We start from the raw sequence: 20,080 nt of genomic DNA on the forward strand, positions 1-20,080 counted from the left end.
TAAAAGAAAATTAAAGTAGCAAGTGATATTTCATTAACTGCATATACAACGCTCACCTCCTGTTGATTCACTTTGGAAGGATAAGGGGATTTTATTTGTTAGCAAATGATGAAACGAAGGCTAAAATCATTCCAGGATAATATGCACTCATCTTTTCACTCAGTTTTTCTAGTTCCTCTTTATTCAAGCTCGTATGCTCCCCATATAAGTTGATTGCATTCGCTCCGTTTTCATGAAAAAACAATGTTACATATAATGTCGGTAACCCGGTATTGGCCTCATCTATTGACCAGACAAGATCTGGCGTTTTATTCATCGTACTAAAAGCTTCATTTCTTTTCCATTTCTTATTTTGAAACATAGTTTGTATATCATCTATCTTTCGTTTGTTATCCGTATGCGTAAAATATATGACATGATCCTTCCCTGGCTTTCCAATAGATAAAAGTGTACGACTTGAGGGCGTTTCATCGTTACAGGCTGTCATTCCGATGACAAAGCTGAGCAGTAATGCAACGTACATTAGCCTTCTCATTTCAATCCGCCTCCTTTTGAATATATATTCCTTTATGAGAGGCAAATGTCCTGTGATTTTATGGTGAATGAAATTATATAAGCGATTTTTAAAATATATCGACTTACCGATAAAACGTGACAATCTACGCAAAAAGAGGCTGCCCGTTACGGCAGCCTCTCTTATTTTTAGAAGAATAAATGTAAGAAATCTTCTGTTGTAATATTACCGAAGTAGCGTTTAATATCTACGCCTTCTAAAGCTGCAGTGAATGCATCTTTATCAAATTGTACGCCTGTTAGACGCTCTTCAATGTCATGGACATCTAGTGAACCGAAGAAGTCACCGTAAATTTTACATTCTGTTACTGTTCCTTTTTTCACTTCAAGACGAACGTCAACTTGTCCAACTGGGAAGCGGTGTGAATGTTGTAAGTTGAACTTCGGAGATTTTCCGTAGTTCCAGTCCCAATTTTGGTAACGTTCTTCAGAAAGTTTATGGATCTCTTTCCAATCATTTTCTGTTAATTCGTACGCCGGAATTTCTGTTTCCCCTTCGAAAATTGTTTCTAGAAGAAGTTGTCTAAACTCTTCTGTCGTCATTTTTTCGTTTAAGAATTCTGTAATGTTCGCAACGCGGCTACGGATTGATTTGATTCCTTTTGATTGAATCTTATCCATTTTTACTTTTAACGCTGATACGACGTGATCGATTTCAGAGTCAAATAGTAACGTACCGTGACTGAACATACGACCTTTCGTTGAGAACTGCGCGTTACCTGAAATTTTTCTGCCTTCAGCTAAAATGTCGTTACGACCACTTAGTTCTGCATTTACGCCTAATTTACCAAGCGCTTTCGTTACAGGCTCTGTGAATTTTTTGAAGTTGCTGAAACTATCTCCATCATCTTTCGTAATAAAGCTGAAATTTAAGTTTCCTAAATCATGGTATACTGCGCCTCCGCCTGATAGACGACGAACGACATGAATACCTTTTTCTTTTACGTAATCTGCATTAATTTCTTCTACTGTGTTTTGGTTTTTACCAATGATAATGGAAGGTTCGTTAATGTAGAACAGTAAATATGTTTCATTAATATCTAAATTCTTCACACAATATTCTTCAATCGCTAAGTTTATTCTAGGATCTGTAATTCCTTTATTATCAATAAATAACATCATATCACCTCATGAGTTCCATACGTAGCCACTATGTGCTAGCGTAATATGGCCACTGAAAATTTGTTTTGCTTCTGTTACTAAATCAGATGTGTTTCCTGTATGCGGTAAGTGCGTTAATAAAAGTTCTTTTACATTCGAATCTTTCGCAATACTTGCTACTTCTGTACTATTCATATGCCCTGCTTTTGCCGCTTCTTGATGTGCATACATATTACACTCACAAATGAAAAGATCAGCATCTTTTGTGAATGGAATAAATTCAGGAATATAACTGGAATCCGCGCTATATACTACAGCGTCACTACCAGCTGTAATACGCATCGCAAAGCATGTAACAGGATGAACAGTTTTTAAGAATGAAATCGAGAACGGTCCAACTTGAAGTGTTTCTTCTGGGTTGTACGCGATTCCTTTCGTATGTGGTTCATGTGTTAACGAATGGAATCCATTCTCGTCAAACGTATGACCGTATATTGGTAATTCCGGTAGTTGTCCCTTCGCCCCGCTCGTAATTAATCTCGCATATTGCAATACCCCAATGTCTGCAACATGATCGTGATGATAATGCGAAAGTACAACTGCATCTATATCAGATGGTGTTATATATTTTTGAAGCTGTGCTAGTACACCACTACCACAGTCGACAAGTAAACGAAAACCATCGTGTTCAAACAAATACCCCGACGTTGCTTCTCCCGCCTCTGGAAAGCCGCCCCAAAAGCCGACAACAGTCATTTTCATATGTATCCATCCTTTCTAAAACCGAGTAGGAATGCATGTTTCACTTACATTCTACATTGTTAACTATAATCCATTTCCTAAACTTTTTCATTATTTTTCAATTTTGTTATAAAACAGTTGTTGACTTTTGTTTTTTGTACTAATACAATGATAGTAAGAAATGGAAATGGAGGGATTGACATGATCGATCAACCAATGGAGTTTTTCAGAAATTTACCAACGAAAACTTGTGCACACTGCGGGAAAGAAATTGATGAGCAGCACGAAGCATACCATAACAAATGTGATGACTGCGTTCACGAAGAATAGTAGTTTATGAACATAAAAAACCTAGCAGACATAGTCTACTAGGCTAATAACATCGTATTCTTCTTCATCGTTGAACCTTTCACCAAGAGCTCCAGTTCAAACTCATACAATTCTTTTTGTCGATAATTTTTCGTATGGATTTTATCCATCATCAGGTCGACAACTTTTCGGGCCATCTCATCGATTGGCTGTTCAATTGTCGTAATACCTGGCTCTGTAATCTGTGATAATATTTGATTATCAAAACCAATAACAGCGAGATCATCTGGAATGCTCCAGTCATGGCGTTTTGCCTCTGAAATGATTCCAGCTGCAACCTCGTCGCCTCCTGCCAAAATCGCGGTAGGATTTTTTTTGTCCTTTAATACTTCATGGAATATTCTCTTTCCATCGTCCCAAGAGAAAGCGTTTTCAAGAAAATCGATCGCTTCTACTTGGCGGCTCTTCTCAGTTATGGCACGTAAAAAGCCCATTTTTCGCTGCTGGCTAACCACTTTGGTTTCGTTACCACGACAAAAAATAAGATTACGATATCCTTGTTCTAACACATGCTTAGCAGCTATGTATGCTCCTTGCGCATGATCAAACTTCACTGTTGGAACATTTGCTTCCTCAATATATTCATTACATAACACGATTGGACCGTGCTGTAAGTATGGCTCTACATCTTCCCACGGATTTTCTAGTGAACATAGAATAATCCCATCTACTTGTTTCGTAGATAATAATTGTAAATACTCCATCTCTTTTTCCGGTAAATATCTTGTTTGACAAATAATCAGTTTATATTTATGTTCAGAAGCAGCAATCTCGATTGCTTCAATAAATCTACTGAAGAAAGGATTTGTAATCCTTGGAACTAGCACCGCAATTGTTTCCGTCTTTTGTTTACGAAGCCTTCTCGCCGCAGAATTAGGAACGAAACCTAAATGCTTCATTGCTAATTGAACCCTTTTTTTCTTCTCATCTGAAACATATGGATGATTATTAATCACCCTAGAAACCGTTGTCCTTGATAACCCCGCTAATTTCGCCACGTCCTCTATAGTCGACACGAAATCCTCCCCCTTTGCATGAAAACGTTTTCTTAAACTGATTATATAGTATATTATTGGAAACTGCAATATGGGTTGTTATGATTTTACTATATTAATATTATACATAGGGAAAAGTCTGTTAATGGGAGGAGCAATCATACTGCTTTTAGAAGTTTATAGTAGGTATATTTATAAAAATTTGAAGGTGATATTTCATGAATCGGACAGATCGTTTATTAGCTATATTAATTGAATTACAAAGAAGACAAACTGTTACAGCAAAAAGCTTAGCTGAAAAATTCGAAACAAGTATAAGGACTATTTATCGAGATATGGATGCACTTAACGAATCGGGTGTTCCCATTTATTCAATGCCTGGTCATGGTTATTCATTAATGGATGGTTATTTCTTGCCTCCCATTCAACTTACGCCTGAAGAGGCTGTTACTCTTTTACTAGGCGGTGATTATATTGAGAAAGCTTTCACCTCTTCTTTTTCTGTACATGCGCAATCAGCAAAAGAGAAACTTGAGATAGTCCTTCCTACTGATCAACAAAAGAAAATTGAGGAATTGCGAGGAACTTTCCGTTTCCTTTCTCCTATATTTTCAAACCAGCAAGCCGAGCAAGAAAAACTAGAGAGCCAATTTTTCTTGTTACAAGAAGCTATTCAAAGAGAGCAATCTATCTCTTTTTCGTATCGTAAACCGAGAGAAACTACAAAAACAAGACGTACCGTTCATCCTTACGGTTTAGTCAATATTTCGGGAATTTGGTACATCGTTGCCCATTGTTTACTTCGAAAACAAATACGTAATTTTCGTTTAGATCGTATGGAGAAATTACAACAAGAGCAAGAATTCTTCACAAAACCGAAAGACTTTTCTTTACAAAACTACAAGCCTGAAAGCAATCGCACTGTTACGGTTCATTTATTATTCCCATCTCATATTGCACATAAGATTATTGAATCCCGCTACTTTTTTATAGATTCATACGAGCATAAAGACAATGGCTTTCATGTCTTGTTGAAATCAAGAAACATAGACGAAGTATTTCAATGGGTATTGAGCTGGGGAAGCCAAGTGCAAGTACTTGAGCCAAAAATTCTTTCTGAGAAAATTCGTGATGAAGCAAAAAAAATGTTAAAACTTTAATTTCACTACTGACATAATGTTGTCAGTAGCTCTCCTTTATAGTAGGTATTAACAAATACATTTTCATAAAAAGGAGTTAACAATATGAAGAAATTTGAGGAATTAGCTACATATTACATGGAGGAATTAGAAAAATATTCGATAGAACAATTTAGGATCAAACCTTCTGCTGAAGAATGGTCCCTCGGTCAAATGTATAATCATTTAATTGCCTCTACATATATGCAGTTAGATGCAATCGCGAAATGTAAAACTGAAACACCATCAACAACTAACAAGAAAACGGATATGGGTGAGAAAGTATATAAACTTAGTGCTTTCCCAAATATACAAATCAAAGTACCAAATCATCCTGGATATACACCTGAAAATCCCTCTAATAAAGAAGAAATACAGAAGCGTATTCTGGAATTAATTACAGTTGTTAACGATATTGAGCCAATACTTTCTTCTATTCCAAGTGATTGTAAAGTCGCACATCCTGGGCTTGGTTACTTAAATTCAGCAGAATGGTTCCAGCTTATTTCTATGCATTTTGCACATCATCTTCGTCAGAAAGAGCGATTAGAACTTAAGGTTTGCTAAGTGTAAACCTTCCACTAAAAAGAGACTGCCAATATTGGCAGTCTTATTACTAAAATATGCACCGTCTATATGATGACTCATAAAGTCTCACTTACTATCAATAGAAAACTCCTTTATTTTATTCAAGATAAAGCCCCATCAATACGTCATCTCCATATGTTCCATCTTCATATTTAATTTGCTTTCTTTGTCTTCCTTCTTCTACAAACCCCATACGTTTATACACCTTAATCGCCCTATCATTAATAGAAACTACACCTAAGCAAATTTTCTCTAAACCTTCCTGTCCTTTAGCCCAACTAATAAGAAATTCAATTAGTTTCGTACCAATTCCTTGATTACAGCACGCCTCTCTAATCCCCATTCCCATTGTACCTGCATGTCGTAGGCGTTCTAGTTCGTAGCGTTTGAAAAGTAAAAAGCCAACCACCTTACTATCTACTTCATAAACTATATAAAGATTCCCTTTTTCATTGCTTTTCCGTATCTTTTCTTTTTCTGCATCAATATCATTTGGTAATTTCTTTGGAGATACTATGAAAAACTTTGTAGTACTTTCCGATAATATAATTTCTTTTCTAATATTCATTATTGCTTCTGCATCAGTCTCTTTTGCTAATCGTATCATTGAATCACCTCGTACTTTTTCTTTAAAAAAATAATATTAAAACTATAAAACGCCCAATATGCAATATTACATATTGAGAATCTTTTTACTCTTGATACAATATTCATACATCAAAATAAAAGGAATGTATGCAATGAATCCAATCTTAACAGCTGCAAAACAACTATTACATAAAGAAGAAAAGATTTTATCTACTTTAAAATGTTCACTTACTGGCTATATTATTACGCATAAAGTTCCGCATCCTGGCATGTTACTTGCTACTAATAGAAGACTTCTCTTTTTTAGCCAATATAAAAACACATTCATTGCCGAATTTGATTATGAAAAAATTCTATCCATAGAAACGAAGAGAAGAATCTTTGACAAAAAAATAATATTTTACTATGAAGATGAATATATAACGCTTGGATACATTACAAGTTCGAATGTTGAAGAGTTCATAGACTTACTTCAAAGAAAATGTAAAACTAGCACGGACTTATAATTAGCGGGGCCCCCCCTGCTGATTCATTATTTTAACTCCTCCCACTTCGTCCAAACTTCTCTCCCGTTTATATGGTACATATTATCCTCTCGATCCATAAACCCATGCACAATAAACTCACGTCTAATCGTACAAAAATCATCGTGATATTGTTTTATAAATGTATTAATTTCTTTTTCCGTATATTGATTTCCAGCGTTTAATTTGCTAATTAAATGCTCTAGCAATACTAGTTTTTTCTTCTTTTGACCTGGAATCGATTTTAGGCGGTCCTCTTTATCGAAAAAGTTACGAATCGTCGTATCCCTGAACTTCATTTCACTTTCAGTCATTTTGTTGTCCTCCATCGGTTTTTATGCAATAAAATTTATCGTTTGTCTTTACTATTCTTCTTCATTCTTTTACTTATAACATCCATAAAGTAATACCCGCTAATTAACACATAGTAGAATAAAAGTATTCCTAGTGCATCTTTCATATTTATATATTTTTCTTTATGAAACAAGATAGGTGAAAGGGCGTAAACAAGAAAGATGATTAGCGGATTTACGATAAAATAATAAGTAAGATTTCCTTTCATCATATCAACTCCTCTATTCTAGTTTTCTCTGTAAATTGTTGTAATTCCTTTTCTTTCGTCTCTATAGCTTTTAAAAAGGTTTATATATAAACTACAGAAAAGATACCCTACATTAAAATAAAAAAGCACCGAAAAGGTGCTTTTTTCTATGCTTCAATCGATTGGTTTTCCGCAATATTTCTAAATTGTCGTTTGTGCATCCAAGTTAAGGATGCGATTGTTCCAAGTGATAATACAACGATGAAAATCATGAGTATTCCTACGTTTTGCCACATGAAATTAAAGTCTCCACTTGATACGACTGCTTTCAATCCTGATACAGAGTATGTCATCGGTAACCAAGCATTGAATGGTTGTAAAAACTTCGGAATCAATTCTAGTGGGAATGTCCCAGCACTTGTTGTAAGCTGAATGATTAATGTGATGATGGCGATGAAACGCCCTGCATCACCGAATGCTGTTACTAAACATTGAATTAATGCGATAAACGCTAAACTTGTAACGATGCTAAAGAGTATAAAATACGGCATACTTTGTACTTCTACACCTAATCCAAATAGTAATATAATATCTGCTACTATCGCTTGAATAATACCGACTGATAGTAGTACGCCGAACTTACTAATAAACCAACTAAATCCTGATTGCGGAACGCCAACTGTATCACGTAATGGATATACGATTGATAATAGTAATGCCCCAACAAATAAACCGAGTGATAAGAAATACGGTGTAAATCCAGTTCCGTAGTTAGGAACTTCCGCCATTTTCTCCGTCTTCACTTTTACAGGACTTGCAAACATATCATACGTTTTATCCGTCCCTTTTACTTCACCAGTTTTCTCTGCTCCTTCGCCAAGTTTCTCAGCAAGTTCACCTGAACCATCGTTTACTTTTACGAGACCATCTGTTACTTTTCCGGATCCGTCTGCTAGTTTATTTACGCCGTCGATTAGTTGGGTTGAGCCGGTTGACATTTTATTTAGGCCACCATTTAGATCGCCCAGACCTGTTGTTACTTGATTTGAGCCATCTGCTAATTTGGTTACTCCTACTGATAATGTACCTAAACCACCTGTTACTTGACTTGAACCGTCCGCTAATTGATTTATTCCACCTGCCATTTGGTTTGCTCCTACAGATAACGTACCTAAACCGCCTGTTACTTGGTTTGAGCCATCTGCTAATTGATTTGCTCCTGCAGATAATTGACCTAATCCAGCTGTCACTTTTCCGGATCCGCTTTGTAATTGCGTTACTCCATCAATTAATTGAACTGATCCATCTTTTAATTTATCAGCACCTATTTTTGCTTTATCTAATCCTTCACCAAACCCATGAAACTTACTAACAAATTCATTTTGTGCGTTCGTTAATTTCTCAACACCACCTGCCAGAGTTTTCACCCCTGCTGGATTTGGTAATTTGTTTTGCAATCCATTTGTTGTTTGATGTATTTCGCCTATTAATTGTTTTACTTCTTCATTTAATTTATTTGTTCCACCTGCTACTCCGGCAGCTTTTTGCTGAACTGTCGCTGTACTTTTTACAGCACTTGTTACGAATGGTTGTAACTGCTCTTGATATTCTTTTGGTAAACTTTCAATTTGCTTTTGTAAATTCGCTACCTCTTGCGCTGCATTTTTTGCATCTCCTGCTGTTGATTGTGTAAGTTCATTTAACTGATTTACATTCGCCCCAGCTCCATCTATTTTCTCATTTACTGTATTCAATATAGAAGGAACTTTCGACTGCATTTCCTCTAAGCCTACAGCAGACTTTTGTACGTTACTATTTAACTCTTGCAATCCCTTTTGAATTTCTTGAGACCCTTTTTCTAATTGACTTTGCCCTTCAGCAAGTTTTCCCATACCATTTGATAGGTCAGTTGTTCCTGTTTGTAATTCACCAGATTTACTTACTAGTTTGTTCAAGCCACCAGTCACTTTCTCAGATCCATCACGCAATTCACCCGTTTTGCTATTTAACGTATTTAAACCGTTCGTTACTTTTCCGGATCCGTCCACTAATTTTCCTATACCTGTCTGCATTTCACCTGTTTTGCCATTTAGCGTATTTAAACCGTCTGTTACTTTTCCGGATCCATCTTGTAATTTTCCTATACCCGTTTTGCTATTTAATGTATTTAAACCTGCTGTTACTTTTCCAGACCCATCTACTAACTTATTAGATCCATCTGCTAATTTCCCAACTCCATCCTTCATCTCCCCAGACTTTCCTTGAAGTGTATGAAGGCCATCTGTCACTTTACTTGAACCATCGTGCAATTCACTTGATCCGTCATGTAGTTTATTTGCTCCTTCCGCCCCATCTGCTAATCCTTTTGAGACGTCTTGAATAGAATCAAACATTTTCTCTGCATATGTTTTCGTTAACGTACTTGATACTTCACCTTTAATTTTTTCAATGGCTGTTCCGCCAATTTGTGAAGATAAGAAGTTTAAGCTTTCGTTTGGAATGTATTCTAAGTTTAATGGTTTTGGATCATCTTTTAATAACGTTGTAGCGTTACTTGAGAAGTCATTCGGAATGCGTACTAACATGTAATACTTTCTACCTTCCATTCCTTTTTTCGCTTCTTTTTCACTTACAAACTCCCATTTGAAACTTGTATTATCTTTTAAATTATCAACGAGCCCTTTTCCAACCTCAATTGGTTTCCCATCAAATACTGCACCTTTATCTAAATTGACTACCGCAACTGGTAAATCATCTAACTGTTTATACGGATCCCAAAAGGCCCATAAAAACATACCTGCATATAAAATTGGCACGAATAAAACCGCGATAATTGGAATTAATATTTTTTTACTTTTTATAATTTCAGTAAACTCTTTACGAAGTAACTGATTCCATTTCATCATTTCTCCCCCTTTTATTAAAATGACCAAAATGTTCATTTGGTCATTTTCACCCAAACAAAAAGGCTATACCTATTCATACATATGCCTTATCCCCGAATTTATACTATGCAACTGTTCCTTACTATGAAGTGAATATTTCTATTATCCCTCCTAAAATTAATATATGACCGTTTTGTTCAATCAGTCACTTTTTTATAATAATAAAAGGATTATCTTAGTTTGACAATCCTTTTAATAAATAAAGTTCAAATAATTCTGCGATTTTTTCTTTTTCTAACGGTTTATGATTTTTTTCCCAATCAAAAATAAGCGATACGTATAAGCGAAGCATAATAAATGCTGTAATTTCTGGATCACATTTGCTAATTTCACCTTTATCAATCGCAATCTTTAAATACGATTGAATAACAGAAACGATTTCCACATCTACTTGTTGCATCACTTCTTGTACTTCTTTCGTTCCCATATCGCGCTCTTCTTGAATTAATTTAATCATGAGCTGATGTTCTTTTCTGAATTCTAATATGCTATATAATGCTCTATGTACATTTTCAAAAAATGAAACATCTGAACGAATTGCATTTTCTGCAACTTGCTTCATTTCTGTAATTAAATTAGAAATAATTTCACCAAATAGCTCTTCTTTATTTTTGAAAAAAGTATAAATCGTTCCTTTTCCTACATTCGCTAACTTCGCTACTTGATCCATCGTTGTTGCTTTATAACCGAACGCTGAAAAAGACTTTGTTGCAGCTTCAATAATAGAACGTTTTCGATCTATCGCCACATCGTCACCTCCAAAAATGACCAATTGGATAATATAGTCAATCAGTACATCTTTGATATTACCACACGCTTACATTCTAGACAAGTTCTCTTTTTTATTATTTCCAGTATAAAAAAATTCCAGTCAGTGTATATCATACTGTCCATAGTTTATCAGAAGAAAAGAGAAAAGGAAAAGGTGTTCTTAAGATATACAATTAAACCTTACTTAACAACAACGAATTTCCCTTTTTTCAAATAATCAAATAAAAAAACAAGAAAATCTTTACATTTAATAGTAATATAGAAAATAGACAAGTTTATCAAAATAGTGGAGGCTTTTTCAGTCATGATGCGTGCGCTTCGTTTAAATATAAAGCAAGCTTTTTGTAGTCGTATTTCTTTAATTATTATGTTTAGTGGATTCGTTCTTATTTGTATTTATCACTATTACTATGTCATTCGTTATTTAGGAGACGCAGCGAGTGGACCTATTTCAACAGATATAAAATGGATCGGATTTCGCGACAATGAAATGGATGTTTATTTATTATTAATGCCAGTTATTGCGAGTTTCCCCTTTAGTACAAGTTACAATTCGGATAAGTCAGATGGTTTTAAACCGTTTGTGAGTAAGGGGATTTCTTTATTTCCTTATTCAGTAATGAAATATATCGTTACGTTTTTTTGCGGAGGATTTCTTTATACATTTCCATTCATCTTATCGTTATTATTTTGCAAATTAACCATTCCAGACGGAACACCTACGATTGGTTCAGGCATCATAAATGCTGATGGAATGTTCGCAAACCTATATTTCGATGCGCCTCTCACTTACATTACTGTATATATCGGAATTAATTTTTTATTTGCAGGTTTAATGGCCCTTTTAGGACTTGCTGCATCTGTATGGTCACAAAAGGACTATATGGCAATTCTCTTTCCATTTGCAGTTGCCTCCATTCCTTACGTCCTGCTAAATACAATATTTCCTTCAATAGGCGGAGCACCTATTCATTTATATGATCCGAAACAACCATTGCAAGGCATGTCACCGTACATTTTAACGATGCAATGTGCTTTCTTCCTTCTCGTTAGCTTATTTATGTATATACAAGGAGTAAAGCGGGATAGAAAAAAATATAGAAGAAGACTGCAAAAAAGAGAGCGGTGTAGAAAAGCGTTTCAAGCAATTTCGGACTAAATAATTGAACGAATAAGAGCGTAATTCCCTAAGTTAGCTTAGAGAATTACGCTCTTATTCTCATTTCCATTTATCAATCGTATAATCATCTCCCCTTTACGGCGTACCTGCCAATCCCCATAAAATAACGACCGCCGCAAAATAAATCGCTTTAATACCTACAACTAAACATAATAAAACAACTGCATATTTACTTAATTCTCTTCTTGCGCCTATTAGAGTAAAAATGACTGCGAAACTAAATGTTACATAGGACAATGCTGTATGTATTAAGTTATATGTAATATCCAAATTTTGAGTAAGTCCTGTTACCTCCGCTACAAATTGGAGCATGACGATTGTACAAAACAAAATTGCAAGCTGATTCATTAATTTTCCATTTAACCACGCTTGCATCTTTAACCTCCTCATTATAAAAAGCTGAATTTTTAATTAATTTTAACATGATTTTTACAGAAAAAGAACGCTCAGTATATCTCTAAGCGTTCTTTCATGACTATTTAAGAAGCTTTCTTCAAATCAATTTGAGCAAGTACTGGGTCGTGGTCACTTACACGTCCATGTTCTTTCATAATGTTTGAGTTTAAGTGTACTGGATCTACAATTGTGTGTGGTGCGATGTTGTTTGTTACTAAAATATGATCTAACACTTGTGCATTTCCTTCATGAATGTACGTGTAGCGGTTCTCTTTCGGCACTGTGTTTAACATATTTTTCAAGATTGTTCCTTCTAGTGCTTTTAGTGGTTTAGCAAACTCAAAATCGTTCATATCTCCTAACACAACAACTGGTGCATTCGTGTTCTTTTTCTGAATTCCTTGTACGAATTGATTTACTTCTTGCGCTAACTGAATTCGTTTTTCTTCACTCTTTAATACGAGCGGCTGTACTTTTCCAAATGGCGTTGCATCTCCTATTTTTGAGTTTAAGTGATTTGCAACGACAACAACGTTTTGTCCTTGGAACGTAAATTCTGCTGCAAGCGGTTTACGTGTACTTTCAAATAATGAACTTTCGTCTCCAATGCGAACAACGTTTTTATCAAGTAACTTCGGTACTGCTGCTAATTTCACGCGTGATGGGTTGTAGAAGAAACCGACGCGAATATTAGCTCCTGGTGCTCCCCCATCTAGATTATTGTTCGGAGCAATTTCTACATACTCATACTTCGGTCCACGAATTTCTAGAACTGCATCAATGATACGTTTTGCGCTTAACGAAGCATCTGTTGTACCGTCATTAATCGTTCCGTTATTATCTTGCATTTCCTCTACACCGATAATATCTGGCATTTTTAAATTGTATTTAATAGAATACGCTAACGCTTTTACTTTTTCATCTGTCGTTTCTTTTTTATTCGCCGAGAAGTTTTCAATGTTATATGTAGCAACTGTTAACTTATCAAGACGAGGCTGAACATTTGCCCCTACTTGCTTAAATCCACCGTCTACTATAGATGGTAATTCTGTCACTGGTGAAATACGGAATGAACCGTAATCATATCCGACTACCCCTGTTATATCTCCAGTGAAAGCATCTCCTACTTTCGCTACATAATCACGAGGTACTTTTACAGAAAGACGCTCAGGATTTAATTGATTTTCATCTAAAAGAGTTGTACCATATTTCGTTACGACTTTATCTCCACCATTTTTTACTGTTACATATAAATTCCCGTTTTTCTGAGGAGCAATAATTTTTGGCGTTGGCATCGTAACGCGCATACCTTCTACACTTTCATAAAAGTCGATTGCATCTTCATTTGGATCAAATAAACCAAATGCATCATTATCGATAATTTGATCAGGAATTTTCACACCGTTTTCTCCAAGTACAATCGGCGCTGGTAAAGCTTGATCTTTTGCGATGACAGCAACGCGGCTCGCTTTAATTTCCGTCGTTGTTAAGTCTGTTTCAAATCGCTCTGCATATCCAGGCCCAACATATTCTTCTACTACTCCATCAACTTGAATAAGATCTCCTGCTGCTACATTCGCATCTTTTTTGTATACATACATACCTTCTGAAGTAGCTGGATCATTATCCGGCTGATTATCTTCTATATAAAAACCGTTTTTATCAAGCGCTGTGACAACGCCTTCCACATTGTATACTTTCTTCCCGTTGTAAGGAGAAATATGTGATTTTCCTTGAATATCATGAATACGAACCTGTTCATTATTTACGATAATAAATGAAAATGTTGAAATGGCTGAAGAAGTAAGCCCTTCTTTCTCTGCGATTGCTTTAATCACACTATTTTCATTCACTACAATTTGTCCGTTATAACGAACACTCTTATTTGTAGGGTTAGAGCCATCTAACGTATAGTAGATTGTTGCTCCTTCTGTATTCGTTGTTAATGTTACCGCTGTTCCTTTCGCAATTTCCCCGCCACCAGGCGAAGCTACTACATCGCTAACACGGTTTTGTTCTTCCCCTTGAAACTTATGAGCTGTTACCGATTTTAAACCGGGGCTACTAAAATATAATTCAAGCGTTCCTGTTAAACTAACTTTCTTCCCGATATTTTCAGGATGATCTTTCACGTTTACTGCCGATCTCACATCGCCTTTTGGCAACTGAACAGGCATGATTTTGTCTGGATTCGTTTCAGTTGGCGAATCCGCAATTGCTACGTTTGTATCATCAAACTTAGCAGGATCTTTCGTGTATTTAGAAGGACTTTGCGTATATCCAACGATGTATCCTTCCACTGTCCCCTTCGTTTTCCCTTGCTGCTTAAATACTTGAATTGCTTTTTCTACTGACATAGAAGTATTTTCTTCTGCCTGCGCTAAAGTTCCAGTAAATGAAAGCAATAGCATCAATGATAAAAAGACACTTAACAATTTCTTCACAGCCATTTCCCTCTTCCTATTTCATATTTTCTCAGCATTTCTATCATAACAAATGATTCGTTATATAGAATGCTATTTCGACAAGTTTTACAAAAAATTTATTTAATTTACAAGCTTTCAAACTATAATACAAAATAATAATTTTACACCTTCTACGAATGCGACCTATAATAGTAGAGAGAGAAAACAGAAAATATCGAAATTTCATTGGCATGTAAAATGGATTCATTTGAATAGGAGTGATTGGATGGAAGTGCAAACAGAAACATACCGCGCAGCTATGAATGGAACATTAGAACGTCATTTTTCAGATATGATTGCCGTTATACCAACTAGAATTACAATTGAACAGTTAAAACAGCGGCTAGAGACTATCTCTACTAAAGTGGATGAATTAAAAATTGTTTACAGTGATGAGACAAGCCTTATTGTTGAGTTACATATGGATGAAACAATCATACCGTATGAACTGCATATTGATGAAACGGATGATCCAGAAGAATATAAAATGTACAATAGACAAGATTCTACAATCGTAGATCGTAATTTTGAAGATGCTGCTTATGGCACTGAAATTTTCACTCGTACGCTATTTGTAGGCGATGTGCTGGACTGCTTTTTCCAGCAGTTACAGTTTTTATGGAACCTCGCTCCAGACTTGTTATTTGTAATCGATTCAAGTGCAGCAATGAAAGTGATATCTAGAAGCTATATTGAATATCACGTTGAAAATGAATTATTACCTGACATTCCTGACTTGTACGTTATTCATTCTGTTTATGAAGACGATAAAGACGGTGAGCCTACGCAATATTGGTTTCATACACACGGCCTTTTAAGAGCAGGCGTAACGGAAATAGAATTAATTATTCCAAATCGTATTTCTTCCTACTACGGCATTGGTGATCTCTTTCAAACATTTGCGAATAATGCCGTTGAGAATGGACAAGTCCCTATGAATGAGCCTATCGTTATCGCGCATAGTCAGCAAGGTTCTATACATACAGTAGCTGTTCCGTGGGAAAAGGGATTATCTTATATTGGGCATAAAACGAGTATGGATCAATTGTCTTCAATCGAGGATGAAGAAGTGAAACTACAACCAATAGATGCACAAAACGTATTCTTAGGCGGGGTGGATGACCGAGATGAATACCATCAATCTCCATCCGTTCTCTTATTCAAATTTAATACTTCAGAAGAATATATTGAAAGTTTTTTCAAAGAACACGAGGAAGCTACTGGGCTCATGTTCTATAAAACAAATAGTGAAACCGATCGTATGGCTTACAATGCGAAGAATACTTTCGGGTATTTCAGCAACATTTTTCACATTGAACAATCAAATGAAGATTTTCGTTTCCTCGCTAAGTTTGGTGTCTCCTACGAAGAAGGAAAAAGTGAACATATGTGGTTTGAAATGCAAGAAATCACGGAAGATTTCATTCAAGGAATACTCATTAATGAACCATATTTTATAGATAATATGAGTGAGGGAAATAGTTATCAGTTAGATTTTGATAACCTAACAGAGTGGGTTATTTATGCGGGAGATGCTGTTATAAAGCCAAATAACTTATATATGTTTATTGGTGAATAAGTAACGAAACGCCTTCAATATGATTGAAGGCGTTTCTTATATTTTATTGTACGAGTAATTCCGTCTCCATTACTTTCTCCAAATGAGATAGTACACGCTTTGCGGCTTTCTCACCTTGATCAATACAGTCCGGAAGACCAGAACCAGCATAAGAACTACCTGCCAAGTATATACCTGGCAACTCTTTCTCCATAAATGTTGTGAGTTTCTTCATTCGCTCGTTATGGCCTACTGTATATTGGGGCATCGCTTCTTTCCAGCGACTTACGACTGTAAACTCAGGATCCTCTGTAATATCCATCGTCTTTCGTAAGTCTTCTAGTACAAGCTGAACGAGTTCCTCTTCTGTTTGTTCTACAACTGCTTCATCACCAGCACGACCGACGTAACAACGAAGAAGCCTTTTTCCTTCTGGCGTTGTATGTGGCCATTTTTTATGTGTCCACGTACATGCTGTAATTGTGTAATCGCTATTTCGAGATACGACAAATCCTGTTCCATCGATATCGCGCTGAATGGCTGATTTCGAAAAAGCCATTGCTACATTCGCAACTGATGTGGACGGAATGTTGCGGAAGAAACGAAACTGCTTGTACTGTGCGAACATAGATGGCAATACTTTATGTGAGCTTGCCACTACGACCGCGTCCGCTTCTATTTCTTTTCCGTTACTAAGAGTAATCGTGTAAGCATCACCAAGTTTTGCAACTTTTTCAATGCGAGTTCCCTTTATTATCGTACCTTCATGTATCTTCGCTTCGAGAGATTCTACGATAGATTCTAAACCTGTTTTCACTGTTTGGAAGATTCCCTTTTTCGGTTCAGATTTCTCTTTCTTCGGAGCAAGTGTACGCATACCGAGTGAAATACTGCGATGTTTCTGCTCAATTTGATACATTTGCGGGAATGTTGACATTAAGCTCATTTCATCAATATCCCCTGCATAAATACCCGATAGTAATGGTTCTATTAAATTTTCAACCACTTCGTTGCCGAGGCGATGTCTGAAAAAATGCCCGAGTGATTGGTCAGATACTGGCTTTGATCTCGGCATTAACAGATCAAAACCAGCTCTTAGTTTACCAATTGGGGAGAACAGCCTGGAAAATAGAAACGGCGTAATTTGCGTTGGAATTCCCATCATCGATCCGCTCGGCATTTTATGTAACCGATTGTTTACGAGGATAAATGATTGACCGGCCTTATTATTTACAATTTCATCGCCAAGACCTAATTCTCGCGCTAATCTAGCTGCACTTTCCTTTCGTGCTAAGAAAGAATCCGGCCCGCGTTCAATTGTAAATCCATCTTTTCGAACGGTTTGAATTTTCCCGCCAAGTTTACCCGATGCTTCTATCAGTAATGTATCGATCGGCAAGTTCTTGTCATGAATATCTTTTTGTAAGTTATACATTGTTGTTAATCCTGTGATGCCACCGCCGATGATTACAACTTTTTTCCTCAAGCATGCTCCCCCTTTCTTTTTACAATACAGATTCTTTTTTCTTTAATACAACATCTGTTAAGCACTCAATAAATGCGTCCGATGCATTTGGCATTTCTGGACGATAATATTTTGCACCAATTTCATCTGTTACAACTTTACACTCAAAGTCATTGTCATATAAAACTTCTAAATGTTCCGCAACAAATCCAACTGGTGCATATACGAATGAACTGTATCCATACTTTTCGTTTAGTTCTCTCGTTAAATCTTGTACATCTGGACCAATCCAAGGATCTGGCGTGTTTCCTGCACTTTGCCAACCTACTGCATAGTTTGCTACTTCAGCACCTCTTGCAATATAGTCAGCTGTTTCATTTAATTGATCTGGATATGGATCGCCAAGCGCGATAATTTTTTCTGGTAAGCTATGTGCAGATACGATTAATACTGCTTTTTCACGCTCTGCTTCTGACATACCGTTATATATACCTTTCACTGCATCAACCCAGTACTGGATGAATTTCGGTTCTTTATACCAGCTATCAATGCCGTGAATTGTTAAGTTTCCAAGTTTCTCAGCTTCTTCTTGTGCTCGTCCTACATACGATTTCACGCTAAATGTAGAATAGTGTGGCGCAAGAACAAGTGCGATTGCATCTTGTATGCCGTCGTTATGCATATCTTTCACTGCATCTTCAATGAAAGGTTCGATATGTTTTAAGCCAAGATACATATGGTACTCTACTTCATCTTGTACTTCATTTAAACGCTGTTCTAACTTTTTAGCTTGCTCTAATGTAATAGTAGCTAAAGGAGAAATACCACCAATTGCACGGTAACGCTCTGTTAAATCTTCTAGCATTTCAGGACTTGGCTTTCTTCCTCTACGAATATGTGTATAGTAACGTTCAATATCTTCTTCTTTATATGGCGTTCCGTATGCCATTACAAGCAAACCAATTTTCTTTTTCATACAGCAATGCTCCTTTACTTCGCTAACTGCCCTTTAGAGTATTCATGAATAAATGTAGTTAAGCGTTTTAATGTATCTGGATTTACTTCTGGGAATACACCGTGTCCTAAGTTAAAGATATAACCTGGCTCTTTCATCCCTTGATCTAAAATACCTTTTACATGTTCTTCAATAACAGACCATGGTGCAAGTAAGAATGAAGGGTCCATGTTTCCTTGTACCGCCTTATGAACGCCGCGTGTGCGCGCCTCTTCGATCGGTAAGCGCCAATCTAAGCCTACTACATCAAGCGGTAAGTCGTGCCATTCATTTACTAAGTGTGCAGCTCCTACGCCGTGCATAATCATCGGTACACCCATCGGGCGAACTTCTGCAAAAATACGCTCCATTGCCGGTTTAATAAATACGCGGTAATCTGCTACATTTACTGTTCCAACCCAAGAATCGAAAATTTGAACTGCTTTTGCTCCTGCATTAATTTGCGCTTTTAAATATGTAATAACCATATCTGCTAGCTTATCCATTAAAGCGAACCAAGCTTTCGGCTCTGCATACATGAACGCTTTCGTATTATGATAATTACGAGATGGACCGCCTTCAATCATATAGCTCGCTAATGTAAATGGAGCTCCTGAAAAACCGATTAACGGTACGTCTAACATTTCTGTCGTTAATAAACGAATTGTATCTAATATGTACGGTACGTCATCTTCTGGATTGATTTCCCCTAGTTTTTCTACGTCTTGTAAAGAACGAATTGGATTATCAATAACTGGGCCAATACCTGATTTAATTTCTACATCCACACCAATTGCAGGTAGTGGTGACATAATATCTTTATACAGAATTGCTGCGTCTACGTTATATTGATCAACTGGTAACTTTGTAACGTAAGCACATAACTCTGGATTGTGTGTAATTTCAAATAAAGAATACTTTTCTTTTATCTTTCTATATTCCGGCTGCGAACGACCTGCTTGACGCATATACCATGCTGGTACATAATCAGTACGTTCCCCCCTACATGCTTTTAAAAATGTCTCATTTATAGTTCTTACCAAGACCCTTGCTCCCTTCCTTGCCAATGCTTTTGCTCTAAATACGTTCTATTCCGATATTTATCTTT

Annotated in this window: 20 protein-coding genes; 6 read left to right on the forward strand and 14 right to left on the reverse strand. The window is 36.3% G+C overall.

Annotated features, from left to right (window positions below; genetic code table 11):
* Nucleotides 1-91: 91 nt before the first annotated feature.
* The 3 genes from DN394_RS19230 to DN394_RS19240 form a co-directional block, all read right to left on the reverse strand.
* Nucleotides 92-535 carry a hypothetical protein gene (locus DN394_RS19230; RefSeq protein ID WP_098110614.1) on the reverse strand — a complete coding sequence of 148 codons (444 nt, stop codon included), beginning with the start codon at nt 533-535 and terminating at the stop codon, nt 92-94.
* A 167-nt stretch (nt 536-702) separates the two neighbouring features.
* Nucleotides 703-1,692: a lipoate--protein ligase gene (locus DN394_RS19235; protein WP_149294143.1), complete on the reverse strand. Its 990-nt coding sequence runs from the start codon at nt 1,690-1,692 to the stop codon at nt 703-705.
* A gap of 9 nt (nt 1,693-1,701) precedes the next feature.
* Nucleotides 1,702-2,436 carry an MBL fold metallo-hydrolase gene (locus tag DN394_RS19240; RefSeq protein WP_149294144.1) on the reverse strand — a complete coding sequence of 245 codons (735 nt, stop codon included), beginning with the start codon at nt 2,434-2,436 and terminating at the stop codon, nt 1,702-1,704.
* 180 nt (nt 2,437-2,616) lie between these two features.
* Between DN394_RS19240 and yhfH the strand changes: the two genes are divergently transcribed.
* On the forward strand, nt 2,617-2,745 hold the full coding sequence (gene yhfH / locus DN394_RS19245) for a protein YhfH (protein ID WP_000567010.1): 129 nt from the start codon (nt 2,617-2,619) through the stop codon (nt 2,743-2,745).
* A 38-nt stretch (nt 2,746-2,783) separates the two neighbouring features.
* On the opposite strand, the gene DN394_RS19250 is transcribed toward yhfH, so the two are convergent.
* Nucleotides 2,784-3,800 (reverse strand): LacI family DNA-binding transcriptional regulator, encoded by a 1,017-nt coding sequence (locus DN394_RS19250; protein ID WP_000103725.1) that lies wholly within the window; start codon nt 3,798-3,800, stop codon nt 2,784-2,786.
* 197 nt (nt 3,801-3,997) lie between these two features.
* Between DN394_RS19250 and DN394_RS19255 the strand changes: the two genes are divergently transcribed.
* Both DN394_RS19255 and DN394_RS19260 read left to right on the forward strand, forming a co-directional pair.
* Entirely contained in the window at nt 3,998-4,939 is a 942-nt protein-coding gene (locus DN394_RS19255) for a helix-turn-helix transcriptional regulator (protein WP_064473056.1), read from the forward strand.
* 84 nt (nt 4,940-5,023) lie between these two features.
* Nucleotides 5,024-5,524, forward strand: a complete 501-nt coding sequence (locus DN394_RS19260; RefSeq protein WP_098208673.1) for a DinB family protein — start codon at nt 5,024-5,026, stop codon at nt 5,522-5,524.
* Between the two features lie 118 nt (nt 5,525-5,642).
* On the opposite strand, the gene DN394_RS19265 is transcribed toward DN394_RS19260, so the two are convergent.
* Nucleotides 5,643-6,152 carry a GNAT family N-acetyltransferase gene (locus tag DN394_RS19265; protein ID WP_098208672.1) on the reverse strand — a complete coding sequence of 170 codons (510 nt, stop codon included), beginning with the start codon at nt 6,150-6,152 and terminating at the stop codon, nt 5,643-5,645.
* 133 nt (nt 6,153-6,285) lie between these two features.
* Between DN394_RS19265 and DN394_RS19270 the strand changes: the two genes are divergently transcribed.
* A complete protein-coding gene (locus DN394_RS19270) occupies nt 6,286-6,639 on the forward strand; it encodes a PH domain-containing protein (RefSeq protein ID WP_046958351.1) in 354 nt (117 codons plus the stop codon).
* 26 nt (nt 6,640-6,665) lie between these two features.
* On the opposite strand, the gene DN394_RS19275 is transcribed toward DN394_RS19270, so the two are convergent.
* From DN394_RS19275 to DN394_RS19290, 4 genes are all read right to left on the reverse strand, one after another.
* A complete protein-coding gene (locus DN394_RS19275) occupies nt 6,666-6,971 on the reverse strand; it encodes a DUF2087 domain-containing protein (protein WP_000140295.1) in 306 nt (101 codons plus the stop codon).
* A gap of 35 nt (nt 6,972-7,006) precedes the next feature.
* Nucleotides 7,007-7,222 (reverse strand): hypothetical protein, encoded by a 216-nt coding sequence (locus DN394_RS19280; RefSeq protein ID WP_098127930.1) that lies wholly within the window; start codon nt 7,220-7,222, stop codon nt 7,007-7,009.
* A gap of 143 nt (nt 7,223-7,365) precedes the next feature.
* On the reverse strand, nt 7,366-10,101 hold the full coding sequence (locus DN394_RS19285; RefSeq protein ID WP_149294145.1) for a YhgE/Pip domain-containing protein: 2,736 nt from the start codon (nt 10,099-10,101) through the stop codon (nt 7,366-7,368).
* A 217-nt stretch (nt 10,102-10,318) separates the two neighbouring features.
* Nucleotides 10,319-10,891, reverse strand: a complete 573-nt coding sequence (locus DN394_RS19290; protein WP_000963377.1) for a TetR/AcrR family transcriptional regulator — start codon at nt 10,889-10,891, stop codon at nt 10,319-10,321.
* A gap of 327 nt (nt 10,892-11,218) precedes the next feature.
* Here DN394_RS19290 and DN394_RS19295 point away from each other — a divergent pair, with 327 nt between their 5' ends.
* Nucleotides 11,219-12,073 (forward strand): hypothetical protein, encoded by an 855-nt coding sequence (locus tag DN394_RS19295; protein ID WP_046958356.1) that lies wholly within the window; start codon nt 11,219-11,221, stop codon nt 12,071-12,073.
* 96 nt (nt 12,074-12,169) lie between these two features.
* On the opposite strand, the gene DN394_RS19300 is transcribed toward DN394_RS19295, so the two are convergent.
* Entirely contained in the window at nt 12,170-12,469 is a 300-nt protein-coding gene (locus tag DN394_RS19300; RefSeq protein WP_001149500.1) for a hypothetical protein, read from the reverse strand.
* Between the two features lie 104 nt (nt 12,470-12,573).
* Nucleotides 12,574-14,940 carry a DUF6359 domain-containing protein gene (locus DN394_RS19305; RefSeq protein WP_149294146.1) on the reverse strand — a complete coding sequence of 789 codons (2,367 nt, stop codon included), beginning with the start codon at nt 14,938-14,940 and terminating at the stop codon, nt 12,574-12,576.
* A 241-nt stretch (nt 14,941-15,181) separates the two neighbouring features.
* Here DN394_RS19305 and DN394_RS19310 point away from each other — a divergent pair, with 241 nt between their 5' ends.
* Nucleotides 15,182-16,534, forward strand: a complete 1,353-nt coding sequence (locus tag DN394_RS19310) for a DUF4026 domain-containing protein (protein WP_097918302.1) — start codon at nt 15,182-15,184, stop codon at nt 16,532-16,534.
* A 43-nt stretch (nt 16,535-16,577) separates the two neighbouring features.
* Here DN394_RS19310 and hemY read toward each other — a convergent pair whose 3' ends face one another.
* From hemY to hemE, 3 genes are read right to left on the reverse strand one after another with little or no spacing between them, the layout of a single operon-like run.
* Nucleotides 16,578-17,999, reverse strand: a complete 1,422-nt coding sequence (hemY, locus tag DN394_RS19315; RefSeq protein ID WP_098208670.1) for a protoporphyrinogen oxidase — start codon at nt 17,997-17,999, stop codon at nt 16,578-16,580.
* Between the two features lie 19 nt (nt 18,000-18,018).
* Nucleotides 18,019-18,954, reverse strand: coding sequence for a ferrochelatase (hemH, locus tag DN394_RS19320; RefSeq protein WP_000726803.1), 936 nt, complete (start codon nt 18,952-18,954; stop codon nt 18,019-18,021).
* A 14-nt stretch (nt 18,955-18,968) separates the two neighbouring features.
* The gene (gene hemE, locus DN394_RS19325) at nt 18,969-20,015 is read right to left on the reverse strand and encodes a uroporphyrinogen decarboxylase (RefSeq protein ID WP_046958361.1); all 1,047 of its coding nucleotides are present in this window, start codon (nt 20,013-20,015) and stop codon (nt 18,969-18,971) included.
* Nucleotides 20,016-20,080 lie beyond the last annotated feature (65 nt).

Source organism: Bacillus sp. BB081 (genome assembly GCF_008368895.1).
Lineage (GTDB): Bacteria > Bacillota > Bacilli > Bacillales > Bacillaceae_G > Bacillus_A > Bacillus_A wiedmannii.